Below are 18867 nucleotides of genomic sequence, written 5' to 3'. Positions count from 1 at the left end.
GAACGCGACACGCCACCTGCGACAGCACTGGGACCAACGCTACGGACATGGATGTGGACGGTCAGATCGAGGGGGCGAACGGATGAGCGCAGATGGGGAACGGGAGCGCTGGGAACTGCGGTCCGACGGCGGTGTGGGGCCGCTGCGCTTCGGGATGTCCATAGACGAGGTCGCCGAGGCCCTGCTGATTTCCGAGCCGCAGGCACGGATGGGTGGCCCGTACGGCCGGCAAGACTTTCGGGACGGCGTGAAGGCGTTCTACGACGCGGGCAAGCTCGCATGCGTCGCGCTGGACGCAGTCGTCGGACCGCAGGTCTTCCTGGCCGGCTTTCCACTGGCGGGGAGCGACCACGGGCAAGGCCAACAGTTTCTCCTGGACCATGCCGCGGAGCATGGGAACCGCATCCTGTTCACCTCTGACGGATCACTTTCCCTGACCGACCTCGGGATTCTTCTGCGCTCACAGCGGGTCGGGGAAGCGTGGCTTACGCGTCCGCTCTTCGTGAAGGAGGAGTGGCTGGAATCGGAGTACCGCCGCGACCACCTTCCGCTGGAGGGTGTCACAGACTGAGCGCTTGATCCGGCGAGCGGCGCCAACTACGCCAGGGTGCGGTCCCGGATCCGCGCTCCACCGCAGATGCTCCCAATCGGCCATGTCGCCGAGAAGCAGCACCCGCGCCCGAAGCTGCTTCTCTGGGAAGGCCGGCAGTGGACCGGCACGGCCGCCCTCCGGGAGTTCGTCCCGGTCAGGCCCCCGCACCGGCCCACCCGCCGACCCCGACGGTCAGGGGGCGTCGATGAGTACCCGGCCGTCGGTCGGCACGGTCGCCGCGAGCCCGTTCACGTACGCGCTCTGCACGCGGGACCGCTCCGTCGCGTTGGGCACGACGTTGGTGCAGGCCGTACCGGCGCTGGACCCGGACATCAGCTGGGAGCACGGCCCCGGCTTGGTGTCCGGGAGGCCCAGGCTGTGGCCCAGCTCATGCGCGGCGATGCGCGTCTTGTCGTACCCCTGGCTCACGGCCTGCGCGCCGAGTTCGACTCGCACCTGTCGCCCCGGACGGACCGGGCCGAGGGTGGCCTGCGGCCAGCCGGTGGTGGCCACGATGACGATCTCGGCCCGGACCCCGGGCGCGGCCTCCACCAGCCGTACGTTACCGACGTTCGCGTTCCAGGAAGCGACCCCGGCCGCGATGGCCGCTTCCCAGCCGCCGGCCCGGCTGCCGTCGTAACGGAGCGTCACTACCGCTGCGGCAGCGTCCGGTATGGGCGCGGGTGCCGCGGTCGCGGCGGTTGCCGCCGCGAGGACCAGCGCGGCTGCGGAGGTGCCGACTTTCAGCCAGGTGCCCAGAGACATGGTCGTCTTCCTTCACGCGTGGGGGGCCCGGCCCCTCGGCGGAGCCGGGGCACTGGAGACGCCGCCACCGCCCGCCTGTGGCCCGCACGTTCGGACAGCCGCCCCTCCGGAGCCCTAAGAAGGTAGCCCCGTACCCCACCAACCCGTCATGCACCTGCCGGCCAATTCCCGCAGGCACTCCGGCCGATGACCGGTCAGCGGGCGGCGCCATCCAGAGGGCTTTCGCGGACGCGCTCGACGAGCCGTCCGCGGACGGCCGCGTCGGCGCAACCATGCGGATTCCTGACAGCCAGGCCGCGAAAAACAAGGTGTGAACGGGCGCGCCCATGACAGCCGGCCACCTTCGCGATTGGCGCCTGCCGGCAGCGGCTCGGTCAACCCGTGACAGCCATGATCATCGCCGTCATGATCGCCACCGCTGCGCAACATGACCAGTGACAGCCGTCCCGTCCCGGCTGACGCCCGTCCGACCCCCCGGAGCGCAGGGCGCGGATCGATCCGAACGGTCCGTCCTGCCTCGCGTCGGCCTCGGCCGCCGCCTTCTCCGCCGCACGCTCGCGGGTCTGCGCGGCGTGGCGCTCGGCCGGGACTGGCACATGTCGCAGAGGCCGCCGGATGCGGCCGCCGTGCCCCACGGATCACCGGCGGGGCAGACCTTGCGGCCGCACTCCGGGCAGCGCCACGTCATGGCTTACCGGCGCCGGCGCTCCTCCCGGTGCTCCTGCTCCTCCCGCCGGCGCTCCGCCTCATCGGCCGCCCGGCGCCGGTCCCCACGCTCGAAGTCGATGCCGGGTCATAGGGGTTGGCCGAGCCGCAGTCCTCGAATCCGGGAGGCACACGACCTCGTCGTCGCGTTCGCCGCCGCCCTTGGCTCCACCACACCGGTTCAGCAGTGAGGTCCGATCCGCACAGGATCAATTCAGGCGTGGCCGGCCGGATGACAGGGCGGCCCGCGATCAGCTGGTTCGGCCCTCGTGCGGCGGGTCGTCAGTTCCTGAGGTGTGTCCAGGCAGATGACCCGCCGAAGACCCGGTCCAACATTCGGTCGGACAACAGCCTGGACAGCACGCGGCTGCCGGTCGCGTCTCGGCCGACGGTGTAGCGGGTCTTGGGCCGCTGGGCGACCAAGGCGCGGAAGATCACCCGGGCGACGTCGTCGGGGAGCGTACGGCTGCTCCGGGCAGAGGTCTCGTTGTCCTTCATGAACTTTTGGAACGGGTGGCGGTAGAGCTCCTGGACCGGCGCCGGAACGCTGTCCAGGACCCGGTTGCCTCCGTCGGACATTTTCTCCCAGAGCGGGGTCAGGACGGCGCCAGGCTGGATCACGACAACGGGGATCCGCTGCGGAGCGAGCTCGCGGCGCAACGTGTCGCTGAGGGCCTCCTTGGCGAACTGGGAAGCGGCGTAAGCGCCGAGGTAGGGGAGAGCGACGTTCCCGAGGCCCGAAGAGACGTTGACGATCCGCCCGGAGCCGGCTCGCAGCAGAGGCAGCAACCCCTGCGTCACCCGCAGCTGACCGATCACATTGGTGTCGAGCTGCCGGCGCATCAGCTCCATCGGTACGCACTCCAGCGGAGCCGTGACCGCGATGCCCGCGTTGTTGACCAGCCCCCACAGCCCGGCCTCACCAGTCAACTCGGTGACCTCGTGCACGGCTTCCAGGACCGACTTCTCGTCCGTCACGTCCATGATCACCGGGGTCAGCCGCCCGTCGGCGGCTTCTTGCAGCCGCTGTCCGTCCTCGGGCCGGCGGACTCCGGCGATGACGTGGAAGCCCACCCGGGACATGTGTAGCGCGCAAGCTTCCCCCAGTCCGGATGAGGACCCGCTGATCAGCACGGCCCGGCCTGCGGGCGTCATCGGACCCGATGATTTCGTCACTTGTTCACTCCAGTTCAGGAATCGGAGACAGCCGGGACCGCACCTGCCATCCGTCGGCGAGCCGCTCCCCCTACTTCGCCGTGATAACCCCCTCGCGACCAAAGGGTTTCGGTCTCTCCGCCTGAATTCGGTATGGGTGCCACGCTGTTGAGGACATCGGCGGACGCGGTAATCCGCCGCAGCGGATCCGTTCCACAGGCGCGTGCGCCCGAATGGATGAAATGGCGGAACAGGAACCTTTCGTCAAGTTGCCCCACTTCATGCGACAAGGGAGGGTGATCATGAAATTCCCCCTCACCCCCACGGAGGAAACGTGACCGCTGCGGCGCAGGACGTCATCACCATCAAGCTCGAGCGCACATTCGACACCATGGATGCCAATCAGGACGGTTATCTGGACTGGACGGACTACCAGAAGCTCGCCGACCGCTACATCTCGGCGTACAAGCTCGCCAAGGACGACCGCCGGGCCAGGGCGCTCCAGACCTTCTGCCAGATCTACTGGCTCGAGCTGCTCCGTCACGCCGGCGTCGACGGGGACCGACTCACGAAGGAGCAGTTCATCACGGCCAACCGCCTCGCCGTGATCGACACCAGTCGGCTCAACGTGACCGAGGGCGGCGGCCACGCGATCTTCGACGTCATCGACGTCGATGGCGACAACGAGATCAGCAAGGAAGAGTTCGCCCGGTTCCTGCGGGACGTCTGGAAGAGCGACGCGCCCGACGCGATGGACATGTTCACCAAGCTGGACACCGACGGAGACGGCTCGATCTCGCGCCACGAGTTCATCCGGGCGGTGCGCGAGCACTTCCTCTCGAACGACCCGGAGGCGCCGGGCAGCCTCTTCTTCGGGCGCGTGTGAGCGGAACCGCCTGAGCGGAACTGTTTGAACCGGTACTGCAATCGCGTTCCTCGGAGTACGCCACGGCTGAGTAATACGCCGTAGCAGCACCCGGGGACGGAGCGATCACCTCCAGGGGGCCAGGGCCGTGGTGCGGCGTTACCCCCTTCGGCGGTGGCGCTCCGGGCGCGGTTGCAGTACTGCCCTTCGGTGTTACGTGGCGATATCCCCGAGGGGCTGCTTCAGTGGTGCGTTTCGGGTGAGCGGACGGTGTGCCGGTGGATCGGATGAATTCCCTGCTCACCGCCTGATCTCAACTGCGCCGCATTTCCCTATAGGCATCCAGGTATCTTTTCCTCCCACCTCCCCCGCAGGCGCTTTCGCGCGGGTCCGTCTGCCATGTCCGTGCTCCCGCGAACGACTCGACGAAATGTGAAAGGCCGCCCCATGCTGGCGCAACACCCCCACACCTCCGGCGACGTGGGGACCTTCTACGACCGTCATACGGATGTGTACGACCATGCCCTCGGCGGAAACATCCACGTCGGTTACTGGGAAGACGACACGGACCACAGTTCCATGCGGGCGGCGACAGACCGGCTGACGGACCTCGTCACCGAACGCCTCGCGCCGACCGAGGGCCGGCACCTGCTTGACGTGGGCTGCGGCCACGGCAGCACCGCGGCGCGCATCGTCGCCCACCATGCCGTGCAGATCACCGGCATCAGCGTCAGCGACTACCAGGTGGACCTGGCCAACAGCCGTCCCTTGCCGTCGTCCCTTCCAGGACGGGCCACGTTCCGGCTGGCAGATGCCATGGAGAACCCCTTCGAGGATGGGAGCTTCGATGGCGCGTACGCCATCGAGTCCCTGATGCACATGAAGGACAAGAAGGCGGCCCTCGGGCACATCGCGCGGGTCCTGCGTCCCGGCGGACGGCTGGTCATCGCCGAACACAGCCTCGCGGGCGAGCTCGGCGCGCCGGACGCGGCCCGTATGGCCGACGCGTACGCGTACTTCAAGTTCTCGCTGACCACCGACATGTACGGGGAACTACTGCGGGAGGCCGGGCTGGAGGTGGTGGACCACACCGACATCACCGAGAACGTCCGGCGCTGCTACGACAGCATGATCAGCGGGTGGCGGGACGCCGCGAACAACTCCAGTGGCGAGACGTCACGTGAATGGGCCACGGCGGCCGACTTGGGCGAGTGGTTCTTCTGCAAGGTCCCGGAGCTCCGCTACGGACTCCTGACCGCCGTTCGCCACTGAGCACCGACTACCGCCACCGAGGTCGTGAGCCATGTCCTCCCCGCCCTCTCGGAACCGCTGCCCCTACCGCCTGGACGGCAGCGCCGCGGACGTCCACGGCGAAGCCGGGGCACTGCGTGCCCTGGGGCCCGCCGCCCGGGTCGAACTGCCCGGTGGCGTACCGGCGTGGTCGGTGACCGACCCGGGCCTCGTCCGGCGATTACTGGTCCACCCCCGGGTCTCCAAGGACGCACACCAACACTGGCCCGCCTTCGTCAACGGTGAGCTTCCCGCCGACTGGCCACTGCGGATCTGGGTCGACATCCGCACCGTCCAGACCGCTTACGGGCCCGACCACAGCCGACTGCGCCACCCCTTGGTGCCCGCGTTCAGCACCCGCCGCGTACGGGTGCTCGCCCCGTGGATCGAGGAGACCACCGCCGCGTTGCTTGACGACCTGGCGCGGGAGGCGGCCCTCGCCCCCGACGGGGTCGTGGACCTGCGGACGTGGTTCGCGACACGGCTGCCGTGGCGGACGGTGACCACGCTGGTCGGGCTGCCGGAGTCCATGTACGACAGTTTCCAGGCCGTCAACGACATGGTCTTCACCACCGATCTGAGTGCGGAGCAGGCGAGCGACACCGAGGCGGAGGCCGCGCGGCTCCTCGCGGACCTGATCGTGCTGAAGTCGGATCAGCCCGGCGACGACATCGCCACCGCGCTGGTCGACGCACATCGCGAGGGACTGCTCGACGAGCGGGAACTGGCCGACAACATCTGGCTGGTTCTGGGCGCCGGCTACGGGACCACGGCGAACCTGCTCGACCATGCCGTGGTCAACCTGCTCTCTCATCCGGATCAGCTGGACCTGGCCGTATCGGGCCGGGTCGGCTGGGACCGGGTCGTGGAGGAGACGTTGCGCCACCAGGCCCCGGTGGCCAACTTCATGATGCGCTTCCCCACCGAGGACCTGTACGACGAACCGACAGGGCTGACGTTCGAGCGGGGCGACGCCCTCGTCATCAACTACGCCGCGGTCGGACGCGACCCGGGAGTACACGGTTCGGGGGCCGACCTCTTCGACGTCACCCGCCCCACCGTCCGCGATCACCTGGCCTTCAGCCACGGTCCGACGTACTGCCTGGGAGCGGAACTCGCCCGCCTGGAGGGCCGTATCGCGCTGTCCGCGCTCTTCTCCCGGTTCCCGAACCTCGAACTCGCGGTGGATTCGGACCGCTTGACCCCACTTCCCTCTCTCATCTTCAACGGCCACCGGGAGATCCCGGTACGGCTCGAAGGAAACGCCCACAGGTGAGCACCAACCCCGGATCATCACACCAGTTGACGTCGTACCAGCGAGACGTCTGGTCCATTGGATCCCGAGCGCCGCAATCACCGCAGTTCAACTGCGTGCTCCACGAGCGCCTGCACGGCGGTGTCGACCACAGAAGGCTCGCCGCCTGTGCGGAACTCGTTCTGCACCGCCACGAGACGTTCCGGCTGCGGTTCGCCGACAGTGCCGGCGTTCCCTTCCAACGGGTGGCGCAGGAGACGGTTCCGGTCACCGTGGTCGATCTCTCGCAAGCGCCCGAACCGGACGGCGCCTGCGCCGAGTGGATGCGCGCGTCGATGGCGGGCGCCCTGCCGCTCGACAGCGGTCCCCTGGTCGAAGCCACGGTTCTCCTGGAGAGCGCGGACGTCACGCACCTGCACGTCAAGGCACACCACATCGTCGCCGACGGCTGGACCCTCGACCGGCTGAGCCACGAGATCCTCCGGGAGTACGCCGGGGCGCCGGAGGGCGATCAGCGGAGCGTCACCAGGGAGGCCCCCTCCTACCTGGCATTCGTCGAGGAGGACTCCGCCTACCGCACGGGGACCGACGGCGACCGCGACCGCGCCTTCTACCGGGAGTACCTCGCGGACGTGACACCCGTGCTGTTCACCCGTACGACGGGCGGCGTCCCGCGCGAACGGGGCCGCCACTCGTTCGTGATCGACGGTGTCCTCGTCGACCAGGTCCGCGGCGTGGGTCACTGGCCCTTCACCTACGTCGCGGCCATGCTCGGCATCTGTCTGACGCGTCTGCACCGGAGCGAGGAAGTGGTCCTCGGCATCCCCTTCCTCAACCGTCCGACGCAACGGCACAGGGACGTCCTCGGCCAGTTCGCCAACACCCTTCCGCTACGGATCGCGGCGCCGGGCGGGCTGACCGTCGGGGAACTCCTCGCCGAGATCGACGGCACGACCCGTCGGCTCCGACGACATGAGCGGCTCGCGGTCGGCGACATCCTGCGCGAGACTTCCCCGGCGGCCCGAAGTCCGCGGCAGCTCTTCGACGTGACGCTCTCCTACATGAATTGGTCCCGGCCCGACATTCCGGGAGTCGTTCGACGCAGCGCCCTGATGGCCGCCTCGCACGACCAGGAGGCACTGGGCATCCTGGTCTCCGCCTTCGACGGCACGACCGACATCCGCGTCGACCTGGACTACGACCGTGACGTCTTCGACGAGGACTTCCCCATCGGCGCCGTGGCCGGTCACCTCACGACGCTCCTGGAGCACGGTCTGGACCTGCTGGACCGACCGCTTCGCGACGTCCCCATGCTGACGCCGGCCGAGCACCGGGACCTCACCGCCGGTCGCGCACACGGCCCCCTGGTGCCCTACGCGGACCAGGCGACGTTGCACGGGCTGTTCGAGGCCCGGGCCGCCCGCCGCCCGGAGCGGACCGCCGTCGTCACGGCGTCCGGAAAGACGCTGACCTACGCCGAACTCGACGAGCGGGCCAACCGCGTCGCCCGGGCCCTGCGGGCCGAGGGCGTCGGTCCGAACGACCGCGTCGCGGTGATGATGGAGCGGGGACCGCAGTTGCTGGTCGCACTGCTGGGCATCCTGAAGTCCGGCGGCGCCTACGTACCCGTGGACCCCGACCACCCGGCCGGGCGGGTGGACTTCCTGCTGCGCGACAGCCGTGCCAAGTTGGTGATCGTCGACGACACCTCCGCCGGCCTTCCCCGGGACGCGGCGGCCCGGCACATCGACGGGCTGCGGACCGGCGGCGAAGCCCCGGTCGAGCCGGTCGCCACCTCCCGTGACCTCGCCTACGTCATCTACACCTCCGGTTCCACCGGGCAGCCCAAGGGCGTCATGGTCGAGCATCACAGCGTGGTCAACCGCCTCGCATGGATGCAGCGCCGATACCCGCTCGGAGAGCAGGACGTGCTCCTGCAGAAGACGCCGGTCTCCTTCGACGTCTCGGTGTGGGAGTTGTTCTGGTGGGCCGTCGAGGGCGCGACCGTGGCCCTGCTGCCGCCCGGCGCGCAGCGGGACCCGCGCGAGGTGCTCCGGGCGATCCGCGAGCACCGGGTCACCGCCGTGCACTTCGTCCCCTCGATGCTCGGCCCGTTCCTCGACCTGCTGGAGGAGTCGCCGCAGACACGCCTGGGCATCGCGTCCCTGCGTTACGTCTATTGCAGCGGCGAGGCCCTGTCCGGGCCGCAGGTCGAGCGGTTCAACCACCTCGCCGACCGGTCCTGCCGCGAGAGGGGTGGTGAACAGCCGACGCAGATCGTGAATCTGTACGGCCCGACGGAGGCGACGGTCGACGTATCGTCCTACGACTGCCCACCCGACCCCGCACGCGGCGTCACACGGGTTCCCATCGGGCGGCCGATCGACAACACCAGGCTGTACGTGCTGGGCGCCGACGACCTGCCGCAACCCGTCGGTGTCGCCGGCGAGCTGTGCATCGGCGGGGCCGGCGTCGCCCGGGGGTACCTCGACCGTCCGGAGCTGACCGCCGAGAAGTTCGGCAGCGACCCGTTCGTGCCGGGCGGTCGCCTCTACCGCAGCGGGGACCTGGCCCGGTGGCTCGCGAACGGCACCGTGGAGTACCTCGGACGGATCGACGACCAGGTCAAGATCCGGGGCCACCGCGTCGAGCCCGGGGAGGCGGCGGCCGCCCTGCGCGCGGTCCCCGGGGTGCGTGACGCCGTCGTGGTGGGACGTGACACCATCGACCGGGGAACCGTCCTGGCCGGCTACTACGTCGCCGACGACCCGATCGACACGGCACTGCTGCGCGAGCGGCTCGGGCGGACGCTGCCGGCGTTCACGATTCCGGCGACCTTCACCCGGATCGACGCGGTTCCGCTGTCCCCCAACGGCAAGACCGACCGCCGCGCCCTTCCCCTGCCGGACGACTCCCCGAGGGCCACCGGGGACGGCCGGCGGCGCAACCATACCGAGGCGGTCCTCGCCGAGGTCTGGGCCCGTGTCCTGGGCCATGACGCCGTGGGGGTGCACGACGACTACTTCGCCCTCGGCGGTGACTCGATCACCATGCTCAGGGTGCGCGCCGCGGCGGAGGCCAGGGGCCTGTGCTTCTCGCTCACCGACCTCCTGCGCAACCCGACGGTGGCCGGTCTCGCCTCATGTGCCGAGGAATGCGACGCGTCCGGGGCCGAGGCCGTCCCGGCTCCCTTCGCCCTCGTGGCGGACGTGGACCGGGCCCGGCTGCGGGACGCCGAGGACGCCTACCCCCTCAACCGGCTCCAGCTCGGCCTGCTCTACCACAGCCGCAGGCACGAATCCTCGGCCACCTACCGGGACGTCTTCCGGTACACCCTGGAAATGCCCTGGGAGGAGGAGGAGTTCCGCCGCGCCTTCGACCGGCTGACGGCACGGCATCCGGCGCTGCGGTCGGCTTTCGACCTGAACGGTGCCGAACCGCTGCAGATCGTCCGGTCTCAGGTGCACGGCGGCCTGGAGATCGCCGACCTGCGTCCGCTGGACGACACGGCAGCCGAGGCCGAGGTACGCGCGCACATCGAGGAACGCCGCCGCCACCCGTACGTCTTCGACCGGCCGCCGCTGTACTTGTTCCGCGCCCACGTGCGCCCCACCGCTGTCGACCTGGTCCTCAGCTTTCACCACGCGCTCCTCGACGGCGGCAGCGTTGCCACCCTGCTCCAGGAACTGCTCCAGGACTACGCACACGGCCTCGGTCTGGACGCCGATCCCGTCGAGGACGCGGCACTCGCGTCACCGGCGGCCCACGTACGGCTGGAGCAGGCCGCTCTGCGTTCGCGGGAGGCCCGGCGTTACTGGCGCGAGAAGCTGGCCGGCTCCGAGCCCCTGCCGATCGAGTCGTTCTCGCCCCACCTGCCCGGAGCCGGCCACCGTCCGACCTCCCGGCGGTTCGACCTGCCCGCCGCCCTCGTCGAGCAGGTGCGGCGCTTCGCGGCCGAACACACCTTGCCGGTCAAGTCCGTACTCTTCGCGGCGCACGGCCTGACACTGGCCGCGCTCGCCGGCACCCGTGACGTCACCACGGGTCTGATCACCCATGGCCGGCCCGAACTGGCCGGTGCGGAGCGCATCGCCGGACTCTTCCTGAACACCGTGCCCCTACGCCTGGACACCGCGCGGGACACCTGGCTGGGCGTGGCACGTGAAGGCTTCCGCCAGGAGCAGGACGGCCACCCGCACCGCCGCTACCCGCTGAGCGCCATCCAGGAGGACCACGGCGGTCCCGTGCTGGACACCGCCTTCAATTACGTGCACTTCCACCAGCTCTCTCGCGTACTCGCACTGCCCGGTCTGCGCCTCGCCGAGTTCCGTACCTGGGAGGAGAACGACTTCCGTCTCCTGGTGAACGCGGTCACGGAACCGGACGGCACCGGCATGTGGCTGCGGGTCGACTGCGACGGAACGACGTTCCCGGCGGAGCAGGGCGACCTCTACGCGGTCGGCTACCTGAGCATCCTGCGCCGCCTGGTGGAACATCCGGACGAAGCACCGGACTTCGCCTTCCTGGCCCCCCGCCCCGTCCTCGCCCCACCGGCGGAACACCCCACGGTCGTCACCCGCTTCTTCGAACAGGCGGCACGCACCCCGAACGCGACCGCCGTGGTGATGGGCGAGGAACGGTGGAGCTACGCCCGGCTGGCCGAGGCCGCGGCGAACGTGGCCGGACGGCTGTACGCGCTCGAGGCCCCGGCCGGCGCCCGCATCGGGATCGCCATGAACCGGTCCCCGCTGACCATGGCGGTGCTCCTGGGCGTCATGCGCGCCGGATGCGCGGTCGTCCCGATGGACATCGGGTACCCCGCCGCCCGGCTGGACGCCATGGTGGGGCAGGCCCGGCCCTTCCGCGTCGTGGCCGAGGCCCCCCACGCCCATCTCGCCGGTGATCCGGCGCTGCTGCTACCCGCCGAGTCGGTGGCCGCGCCCGCACCGGTGTGCCCGGCAGGGGGCGGAACGGACGGCGCGAGCACCGCGTACGTCCTGTTCACCTCGGGCTCCACCGGGACCCCCAAGGGCGTCGCCATGCCGCACCGCACCCTGGCCGCTCTGGTGGCCTGGCAGGCAGTGGCGCCCAGCGCGGTCCCGGGCGGCGTCACCCTGCAGTTCGCACCGCTGAGCTTCGACATCTCCTTCCAGGAGATCTTCTCCACGCTGTGCCTCGGCGGCACCCTGTGCCTGGCCGGCGACGCGCAGCGGCGGGACATGCCCGCGCTGCTGCGCCTGCTCGATCGCGAACGCGTCGAGCAGGTATTCCTTCCCCCGGTGGCCCTCCAGCAACTCGCGGAAGCCGCCGGCACGCTGGACATCACGCCACCGGCCCTGCGGGTGGTGATCACCTGCGGCGAGCAGCTGCGCGTCACCCCGGAGATCCGCGCGTTCTGCGCCCGTCTCCCGGGGGTCGTCCTGGACAACCAGTACGGTCCCACCGAGACCCACGTGGTCACCTCCTTCCCCATGACCGGGGACCCCGCTGCCTTCCCTGCGCTGCCGCCGATCGGCCGCGCCCTCGACGGGGCCGAGGCACACGTCCTGGACAAGCGGATGCGCCCGGTGCCGGCCGGGGCACGGGGCGACGTCTACCTGGGCGGCAACTTCCTGGCCGACGGCTACGAAGGCCGACCGGACCTGACCAAGGAGCGTTTCCTCCCGCATCCCTTCGCGGACGGAGACCACCGGCTCTACTACACCGGAGATGTCGGCATGGTGCTTCCGGGGGGCGACATCGTCTTCCTCGGACGCGATGACGCGCAGGTCAAGGTACGGGGCTTCCGCGTGGAGCCGGCGGAGGTGGAGCTGGCCGTCAACGGCCTGGCGCACAGCTGTTCCGGCCTGCGCGATGTCGCGGTCGTGGCCCGCGAGCGGGCGGACGGCGAGACCTTCCTCGCCGCCTTCCTCCTCGGCGAGGGCACGGCGGAGGACCTGGCCGGCATCCGTGAGCGACTGCACGTCACTCTGCCCGCCTACATGGTCCCCTCGCACCTGCAATGGGTCTCCCAGTGGCCGCTGACCCCCAGCGGCAAGCGCGACGACGCCGCACTGCGCCGCGCCCCGCTGACCGCCCCCGGCCGCGCCCCCGACAGCGGACCGCGCGACGCGTACGAGCGGACACTCGTCGAGTTGATGGCGGACGTGCTGGGGCTGGACACGGTGGGGACGCATGACAGCCTCTTCGACCTCGGCGGCACCTCCCTGACCGCGATGCGGCTGGTGATCCGGATCGAACAGCGCTACCAGGTGAACATCCCGCTGGCCGAGTTCGTCGCGACGCCCTCTTCCGCCGGTATCGCGGCACGGCTGCGCGAGGGCGGGGCGACGGCCGCGTTCGATCCCCTGGTGCCGATCCGTCCGCAAGGCACCCGCCCGCCGCTGTTCATGGTCCACCCGATGGGTGGCACCGTGCTGTGCTACGTCTCGTTCGCCCGGCACCTTCCGGCCGACCGGCCGCTGTACGCGCTCCAGGCGGCCGGCGCCGACCCCGGCACCACACCGCTGTGCACGGTGGAGGGCCTCGCGGACAGCTACCTCGCCGCGCTGCGGACGGTGCGGCCGGACGGCCCCTACACCATCGGCGGATGGTCCTTCGGCGGCTTCGTCGCCTTCGAGATCGCCCGCCGGCTGCGGGCGGAGGGCGAGGACGTGACCCTGCTGGTGGTGGACACCACCGCCCTGGACCAGGGACCGCGCTCACCTCACGACGACGAGGCCATGCTGGAGTGGTTCTTCCACGAGCTCCTCTGGCCGCGCGACGGCGGCACGGCATCCGCCCGGACCGTCCCGGGCGGGCTCGGCTCGCCGGAGGAGAGGTTCACGTACATGGCCCGCGTCGCGAGTGAGCGGGGCATCCTGCCGGCCGGCAGCTCCGGGGCCGTCATCCGCCGCCTGTTCGACGTCTACCGGGCGAACTGGCGCGCCACACTGGCCTACCGCCCTCCGCGCGAGGACCAGGACCTCACCCTGATCCGCGCCGCGGAACCGCTGCCCGCGGTCTTGACCGCCATGCACGGCGCCGCCCGGACCCGTCACCAGGACCCCTGCAACGGCTGGAGTTCCATGACCAGCGGACGGATCCGGACGGTCCGTGTCCCCGGAGACCACCTGACGATCATGGAAGAACCGCACGTGGCACAGCTGGCGAACGCCGTCGTCGAACTGATCGACGACTCCGCCCGAAGCCGGCGGGTGGGCTGACGCCATGCCATCAGGACGCCGTGTGAAAGCCCTTGTCATCGGTGCCGGCATCGGCGGTCTTACGTGTGCGGTCGCGCTCAGGCGCGTCGGCGTCGACGTCGAGGTGTACGAACGCGCCACCGAACTGCGCGAAGCCGGCTCGGGCCTGTCGGTCATGAGCAACGCCGTCACCGCCCTCGCCGGCCTCGGCATCGACCTGGGCCTGGACAAGCGCGGTCAGGCCGTGGAGTCGTTCACGATCATGGATCGCCGTGGCCGGCTCATCAGGGACCTCCCGTTCAAGGACGCCTGCGAGCAGGTCGGCGCGCCGAGCTTCTGCCTCGGCCGCGCGGACCTCCAGGAGGCCCTGCTGACGGAGGTCGGCGACTGCCCCGTCCACCTGGGGGCTGCCGCCGCCGATTTCGAGATCGGGGACCCGGGAGTCACCGTCCGCTTCAAGGACGGCCGCTCGGCGAGTGGGGACGTCCTCATCGGCGCCGACGGGTTCAACTCGGCCGTACGGCGCCGCCTCGTCGGACCCGAGCAGCCCCGGGACTGTGACCACCTCTTCCGGCTCGGCATCGTCCCCTTCCAGCACCCGCGCCTCACCAGAGGTGCCGTACGCCACTACTGGGGGCGCGGACAGCGTTTCGGTCTCATCGACATCGGCCACGGCCGGTGCTACTGGTGGGCCGCCATGAGCACCACCTCCGGGACGCCCGGTCACGTCAAGGACGCCGTCCGGCAGGCGTACGCGGGGTGGGCCGACGAGGTGCGAGCGGTGATCGAGGCCACCCCCGAGGCGGACATCCTCACCGCTCCCTCACGTGACCGTGCCTTCCTGGAACGGTGGGGTGACGGCCCCGTCACCCTCCTCGGCGACGCAGCCCACCCCATGCTGACCACGCTCGCCCAAGGGGCCGGCATGGCCATGGAGGACGCCGTCGTGCTGGCCCGGACGCTGGCCGAGGTGACCAGTGACGATCCGGTACGGGCCCTGCGCGCGTACGAGGAACTGCGCCGCGACCGCACGCGGGCCATGGTGGCCGGGTCCCGCAGCATGAACAGACTGACCCAGGGGGCCCGCCCGCACCGGCGTCTGATCCGCGACGCCTCCTTCAGACTGATGCCCCGCCGTCTCCTCGTCCGGCAGACCACCCAGGCCCTCACTTACGCGGACGAGCCGGCTGCCGAACCCGGCGGCGTACGAAGGGGCCTGAGTCCCTTGGAGCGCCTGTACTGGATCGCCGACCTGACCTCGCCGCTCAACGTCATCGCCCGCGCCCGGGTCCACGGGCGCATGTCCCCGTCGCTGCACCGCCGCGCCCTGGACATCCTCCAGCTGCGGCACGCCCTGCTGCGTGTCGCGATCACCGACGACGGCACCGGAGCACACCCCGCCTTCGTCCCCCTGGACGGACGGCGGATCCCTCTTCGGCACGTCCGTGTACGACCGGACGACCCCACGGCCGACACCCGGTGGCAGCACGAGGTGGACGGCCGCGAGCTCGCGGAGGGCCTGGACTGGCGCACCGGGCCGCTGCTGCGGGCGGTGGTGATCACGTCGGGAGGGACGGAGGACGAGGACGGAGGGGACGTCCACGATCTGCTGCTGACGGCCTCGCACGTCATCGCCGACGGAAAGACGTGCCTGTCCCTGGTCCGTGAGTGGATCGAGATCGCCGCTCGGCTGGACCGCGGCGCCCCGCCACAGGCCGTTCCGCGGCGGGTCCTTCCCGCGACGGACGACCTGCTCCCGCGCCGCCACCGGGGCGCGGCGGGTGTCGCCGGGTTCGAAGCCTTGATGCGACGGGAACAACAGGCGTCCTTGAGTCGCCCCGCACAGCGGGTCATCCCCAGCGAACACGTCCCGTTCGAGCAGCGCCGCACCCGGATGACACACCGGTTCCTCACCGCCGGCCAGTTGGAGCTCCTGGTGCGGGCCGCCAAGCGGCACGGCACCACGGTCCATGGGGCCCTGGCCGCCGCGATGGTGTCGGCGGTCGCCCGGGACTCGGGCACCCCGGCCGCCGCGCACTTCTCGATCGGTTCGCCGGTCGACTTCCGCGCCGACCTCGAACCCCCCGTCCTCCCGGACGAGGCCGGCACCTACGTGGCCACGGTTGCCTCTCGCGTCCGATACGAACCCGACCGGCCGCTGTGGCTGATGGCCCGGGCCATCAGCCAGGACCTGGTACGGCGCCGGAAGCGGCAGGAGCATCTGGCCACGATCAGCCTGCCGCGCGTCGCAGGCCCCAGGTCTCTGGCGGACAGCAGGTCGTTCATGCGGTTCATGGACGAGGAAGGGCCGATCAACCTGTGCCTGTCCAACGTCGGCCGCTACGAGTTTCCCGAGCGGACGGGCCCGTGGCGGGTCGACGGCGCGCAGTTCCTCACAGGTGTCTCGGTGATGGGGGCCATCGTGGCGGCGGTGACCACCAGTCATGATCGGCTCTCGTGGAACTTCGGCTATGTCGAGGGCCTGGTTCCGGCGTCGCGCGCGCAGCGCATCGCCGACGACTCCGTGCGCATCGTGCTGTCCGCCCTCTCCGAATGACCGGCCGGGCCGCAAGCGTGCCGGCGCAGCGGACCCTTCGTGGTTCCGCTCTCCGCTCCTCGGACCCTGTCGGCTGTCCCCTTCCCGTTGAAAGGCTCCGTTCCGATGACCATTGCTCCTGACCGCACGCCGACACGGCGCCGTGTCCTGCCGGCCGGCGACAACGGCTCGCTGTGGGAGGCCCGGCCCTCGTGTGGGACCTTCGAGTTCCGTGGCGTGCGTCTGCGGCTCATGGTGGACGATCCCGCGGAGGTACTGTTCCCGACCGACTGCGGGCTGAGTCTGCTCAGCGCGCTCAACGGCGACGGCTGTCCCGCCCTGGAGGGCGTCAACGCCCTGGATCTCGGAGCCGGATCCGGCATCTACAGCGTCGCCCTGCTCGCGGCCGGTGCCGGACGGGTGACCGCTTTGGACATCAACCCCGCCTCCGCCGCCCAGACGTCGATGAACGTGATGGCCAATGGCCTCGATGTCACGCGACTGACCTGCGTCACCTCGTCGTTGGAGAGGTACACACCGGTCGAGCGGTTCGATCTGGTGATCACCAATCCGCCGCACCTGCCGTATGACCCGAGTTATGCGAGGAGGGACGGGCTGGAAACAGCCCTCGTCGCCCGGAGGGGCGGCCTCGCGGTGTACGACTCGGTCCTCGAGCGCGTGGACACGCTCCTCGCACCAGGCGGCGCCCTGCTCATGGCGCACTCCTCACTCGCCGACATCCCCCGGACCGTCACGGAGCTCACCGCGCGCGGCTATGAGACCGAGACACTTGAGATCTTCGAGATGGACATTCCTCTGCTGGCGTACGCCGAGCACAAGGAGACCATGCTGACCCTGCTCAAGGAACAGCGAGCGGCGGGGCGGGCGGAGTTCGACGGGACGCGCTTCACGGTGCACGCCCTGATGTTCCGGCGTCCCGGGAACGTCACGCGCCGCTGACGTCGCCCCGGTACGGCCCGGCAACACCTGGGCCGATGGGCCCGCCGAATCTCTCGACGGGCCCATCCGGACCACCACCGCCCTGGAAGCCTCCCCGATGCATGCTTGAGCCGCGGCGGCCCGCCACCCGTTGTGCCCGCGCGGTGCCGCCGCCGAATGTGCTGGTGGTGTTGTGCCAGCGCAGGAATCCCGGCTCTTCAGACCGATGCGTTGTGCTTGTCCTGCATCAATTGCGCGATCTCGGCCAGGGTGTTCGCCTCCGAGAGTTCGTCGAAGCTGATCCGCAATCCCGGGTCGCCTTCCAGCACGAGGGACAGTTCCACCACGAACAGTGAGTCCAGGCCGAGGGCCACCGGCGTGGCTTCGGGGGCGACCAGCCCGGGGCGCACCTGGAACTTGTCGGTCAGGATGCTGACCAGGATGTCGTACATGCCGTTTCTCCGGATGAGTTGGTGCGGACGGGTGAGGTGCGGCCACACGAGGGTGGTGGCACCCCAAGCCAAGCCGCCGCCGAAGGCCGTGAGCAGGACCCGGTGTCCAGGCTTGAGGTCCCCTGCGCGGTTGGCGTGGTCGAGAAGGATCGGGATGGACGCGGCCGAGGTGTTGCCGACCTGCTCGATATTGGACAATGCGCTCCCCGCGCTGATGCCCAACCGCTCCGCGAGCATGGAGATGATCCGTGCGTTCGCCTGGTGGGGGACGATCCGGTCCACGTCCTGCGGCTTCCACTCCGCGGCGTCCAGAGCTGCTCGGGAGGCGGAAGTCATGTGCTCCACCGCTCGCCAGAACACTTCTTGCCCGTCCAGCCGCAGATACGGGTCCGCCGGGGTACCGCCGGCCCGGGAGCGTTCCTCGGATCCACCGCCGCGCACAGTGATCAGATCGCGGCCGGTACCGTCGCTGCCCAGCACGAAGGGCCCCAGAGCGCCGGGTTCGTCGCAGTGCCCCGAGCGCAGGACGACGGCGCCGGCTCCGTCGCCGAAGAGCATGCTCGTGGGGTCGTCCGGGGCCACGAGCAGCGAGAGCGCATCAGTACCGATCACCAGAACGCTGTCGGCCGTACCCGCGGCGATCAGGCCCTGCGCGACACTCAGTCCATAGACGAAACCAGCGCACACGGCTTGGACGTCCAGCGCGGCCACACCGGCCATACCCAGCCGTGAGGCGACGCTCGGAGCGATACCGGGGCACGGCCTGTCCGGCGATGTGGTGGCGACGACCACGGCTGCGACATCGCCGACCGCGGACCGAGCCAGAGCCTCGCGGCCGGCCGCGACGGCCAGGTCCCCACTGGTGACACCCGACTCGACGACGTGCCGGAACCGGATGCCCGAGCGTTGAAACATCCATTCTGGCGACCGGCCCAGCCGCTCGACGAGCTCTTCGTTGGCCACCTGGCGTGGTGGCACACACGATCCGACGCCTGCCAGGACGGACGCCGGTGTTCTTTGATCCCTCACTCTTCCACCCTCGACTTCGGAGGCGGACCGGGAGCCCGCCTGGGCAACCGGAGCAGAACGCCCTGCCTACTTCCGAGAGGGAAACAGTACTCCACGTATT

The 18867-nt window shown here is 70.2% G+C and carries 10 protein-coding genes; 7 read left to right on the top strand and 3 right to left on the bottom strand.

Annotation, left to right across the window (positions count from 1 at the left end):
- The first annotated feature begins 82 nt into the window (after positions 1-82).
- Entirely contained in the window at positions 83-571 is a 489-nt protein-coding gene (locus tag ADK55_RS20945) for a hypothetical protein (RefSeq protein WP_199826590.1), read from the top strand.
- A 213-nt stretch (positions 572-784) separates the two neighbouring features.
- Here ADK55_RS20945 and ADK55_RS20940 read toward each other — a convergent pair whose 3' ends face one another.
- Positions 785-1357 (bottom strand): snapalysin family zinc-dependent metalloprotease, encoded by a 573-nt coding sequence (locus ADK55_RS20940; protein WP_053680918.1) that lies wholly within the window; start codon positions 1355-1357, stop codon positions 785-787.
- 987 nt (positions 1358-2344) lie between these two features.
- Positions 2345-3217 (bottom strand): SDR family oxidoreductase, encoded by an 873-nt coding sequence (locus tag ADK55_RS20935; protein ID WP_053680916.1) that lies wholly within the window; start codon positions 3215-3217, stop codon positions 2345-2347.
- A 334-nt stretch (positions 3218-3551) separates the two neighbouring features.
- Here ADK55_RS20935 and ADK55_RS20930 point away from each other — a divergent pair, with 334 nt between their 5' ends.
- The 6 genes from ADK55_RS20930 to ADK55_RS20905 all read left to right on the top strand — a co-directional run bounded on the left by ADK55_RS20930 (position 3552) and on the right by ADK55_RS20905 (position 17307).
- Positions 3552-4103, top strand: coding sequence for an EF-hand domain-containing protein (locus ADK55_RS20930; RefSeq protein ID WP_078999212.1), 552 nt, complete (start codon positions 3552-3554; stop codon positions 4101-4103).
- Positions 4104-4529: 426 nt separating this feature from the next.
- Entirely contained in the window at positions 4530-5354 is an 825-nt protein-coding gene (locus ADK55_RS20925; protein WP_053680914.1) for a methyltransferase domain-containing protein, read from the top strand.
- A 31-nt stretch (positions 5355-5385) separates the two neighbouring features.
- Positions 5386-6648, top strand: a complete 1263-nt coding sequence (locus ADK55_RS20920; protein ID WP_053680912.1) for a cytochrome P450 family protein — start codon at positions 5386-5388, stop codon at positions 6646-6648.
- 26 nt (positions 6649-6674) lie between these two features.
- Positions 6675-13832 (top strand): amino acid adenylation domain-containing protein, encoded by a 7158-nt coding sequence (locus tag ADK55_RS20915; protein ID WP_053680942.1) that lies wholly within the window; start codon positions 6675-6677, stop codon positions 13830-13832.
- A gap of 22 nt (positions 13833-13854) precedes the next feature.
- Positions 13855-16368, top strand: a complete 2514-nt coding sequence (locus tag ADK55_RS20910; protein ID WP_063839579.1) for an FAD-dependent monooxygenase — start codon at positions 13855-13857, stop codon at positions 16366-16368.
- 105 nt (positions 16369-16473) lie between these two features.
- On the top strand, positions 16474-17307 hold the full coding sequence (locus ADK55_RS20905; RefSeq protein WP_053680908.1) for a methyltransferase: 834 nt from the start codon (positions 16474-16476) through the stop codon (positions 17305-17307).
- 197 nt (positions 17308-17504) lie between these two features.
- Here the strand turns inward: ADK55_RS20905 and ADK55_RS20900 are convergent, their stop codons facing one another.
- Entirely contained in the window at positions 17505-18701 is a 1197-nt protein-coding gene (locus tag ADK55_RS20900) for a beta-ketoacyl-ACP synthase 3 (protein ID WP_063839578.1), read from the bottom strand.
- Between the last annotated feature and the right edge of the window lie 166 nt (positions 18702-18867).

This window comes from Streptomyces sp. WM4235 (assembly GCF_001279725.1).
GTDB lineage: Bacteria > Actinomycetota > Actinomycetes > Streptomycetales > Streptomycetaceae > Streptomyces.
Note: the sequence above shows the minus strand (reverse complement) of the source record. Positions and strands in the feature narration are given on the sequence as shown.

Excerpts from the sequence above, each read along its gene's own strand:
- ADK55_RS20905 (WP_053680908.1), top strand. The coding sequence starts at position 16,474 with ATGACCATTGCTCCTGACCGCACGCCGACACGGCGCCGTGTCCTGCCG.
- ADK55_RS20935 (WP_053680916.1), bottom strand. The coding sequence starts at position 3,217 with ATGACGCCCGCAGGCCGGGCCGTGCTGATCAGCGGGTCCTCATCCGGA.
- ADK55_RS20940 (WP_053680918.1), bottom strand. The coding sequence starts at position 1,357 with ATGTCTCTGGGCACCTGGCTGAAAGTCGGCACCTCCGCAGCCGCGCTG.
- ADK55_RS20920 (WP_053680912.1), top strand. The coding sequence starts at position 5,386 with ATGTCCTCCCCGCCCTCTCGGAACCGCTGCCCCTACCGCCTGGACGGC.
- ADK55_RS20925 (WP_053680914.1), top strand. The coding sequence starts at position 4,530 with ATGCTGGCGCAACACCCCCACACCTCCGGCGACGTGGGGACCTTCTAC.
- ADK55_RS20945 (WP_199826590.1), top strand. The coding sequence starts at position 83 with ATGAGCGCAGATGGGGAACGGGAGCGCTGGGAACTGCGGTCCGACGGC.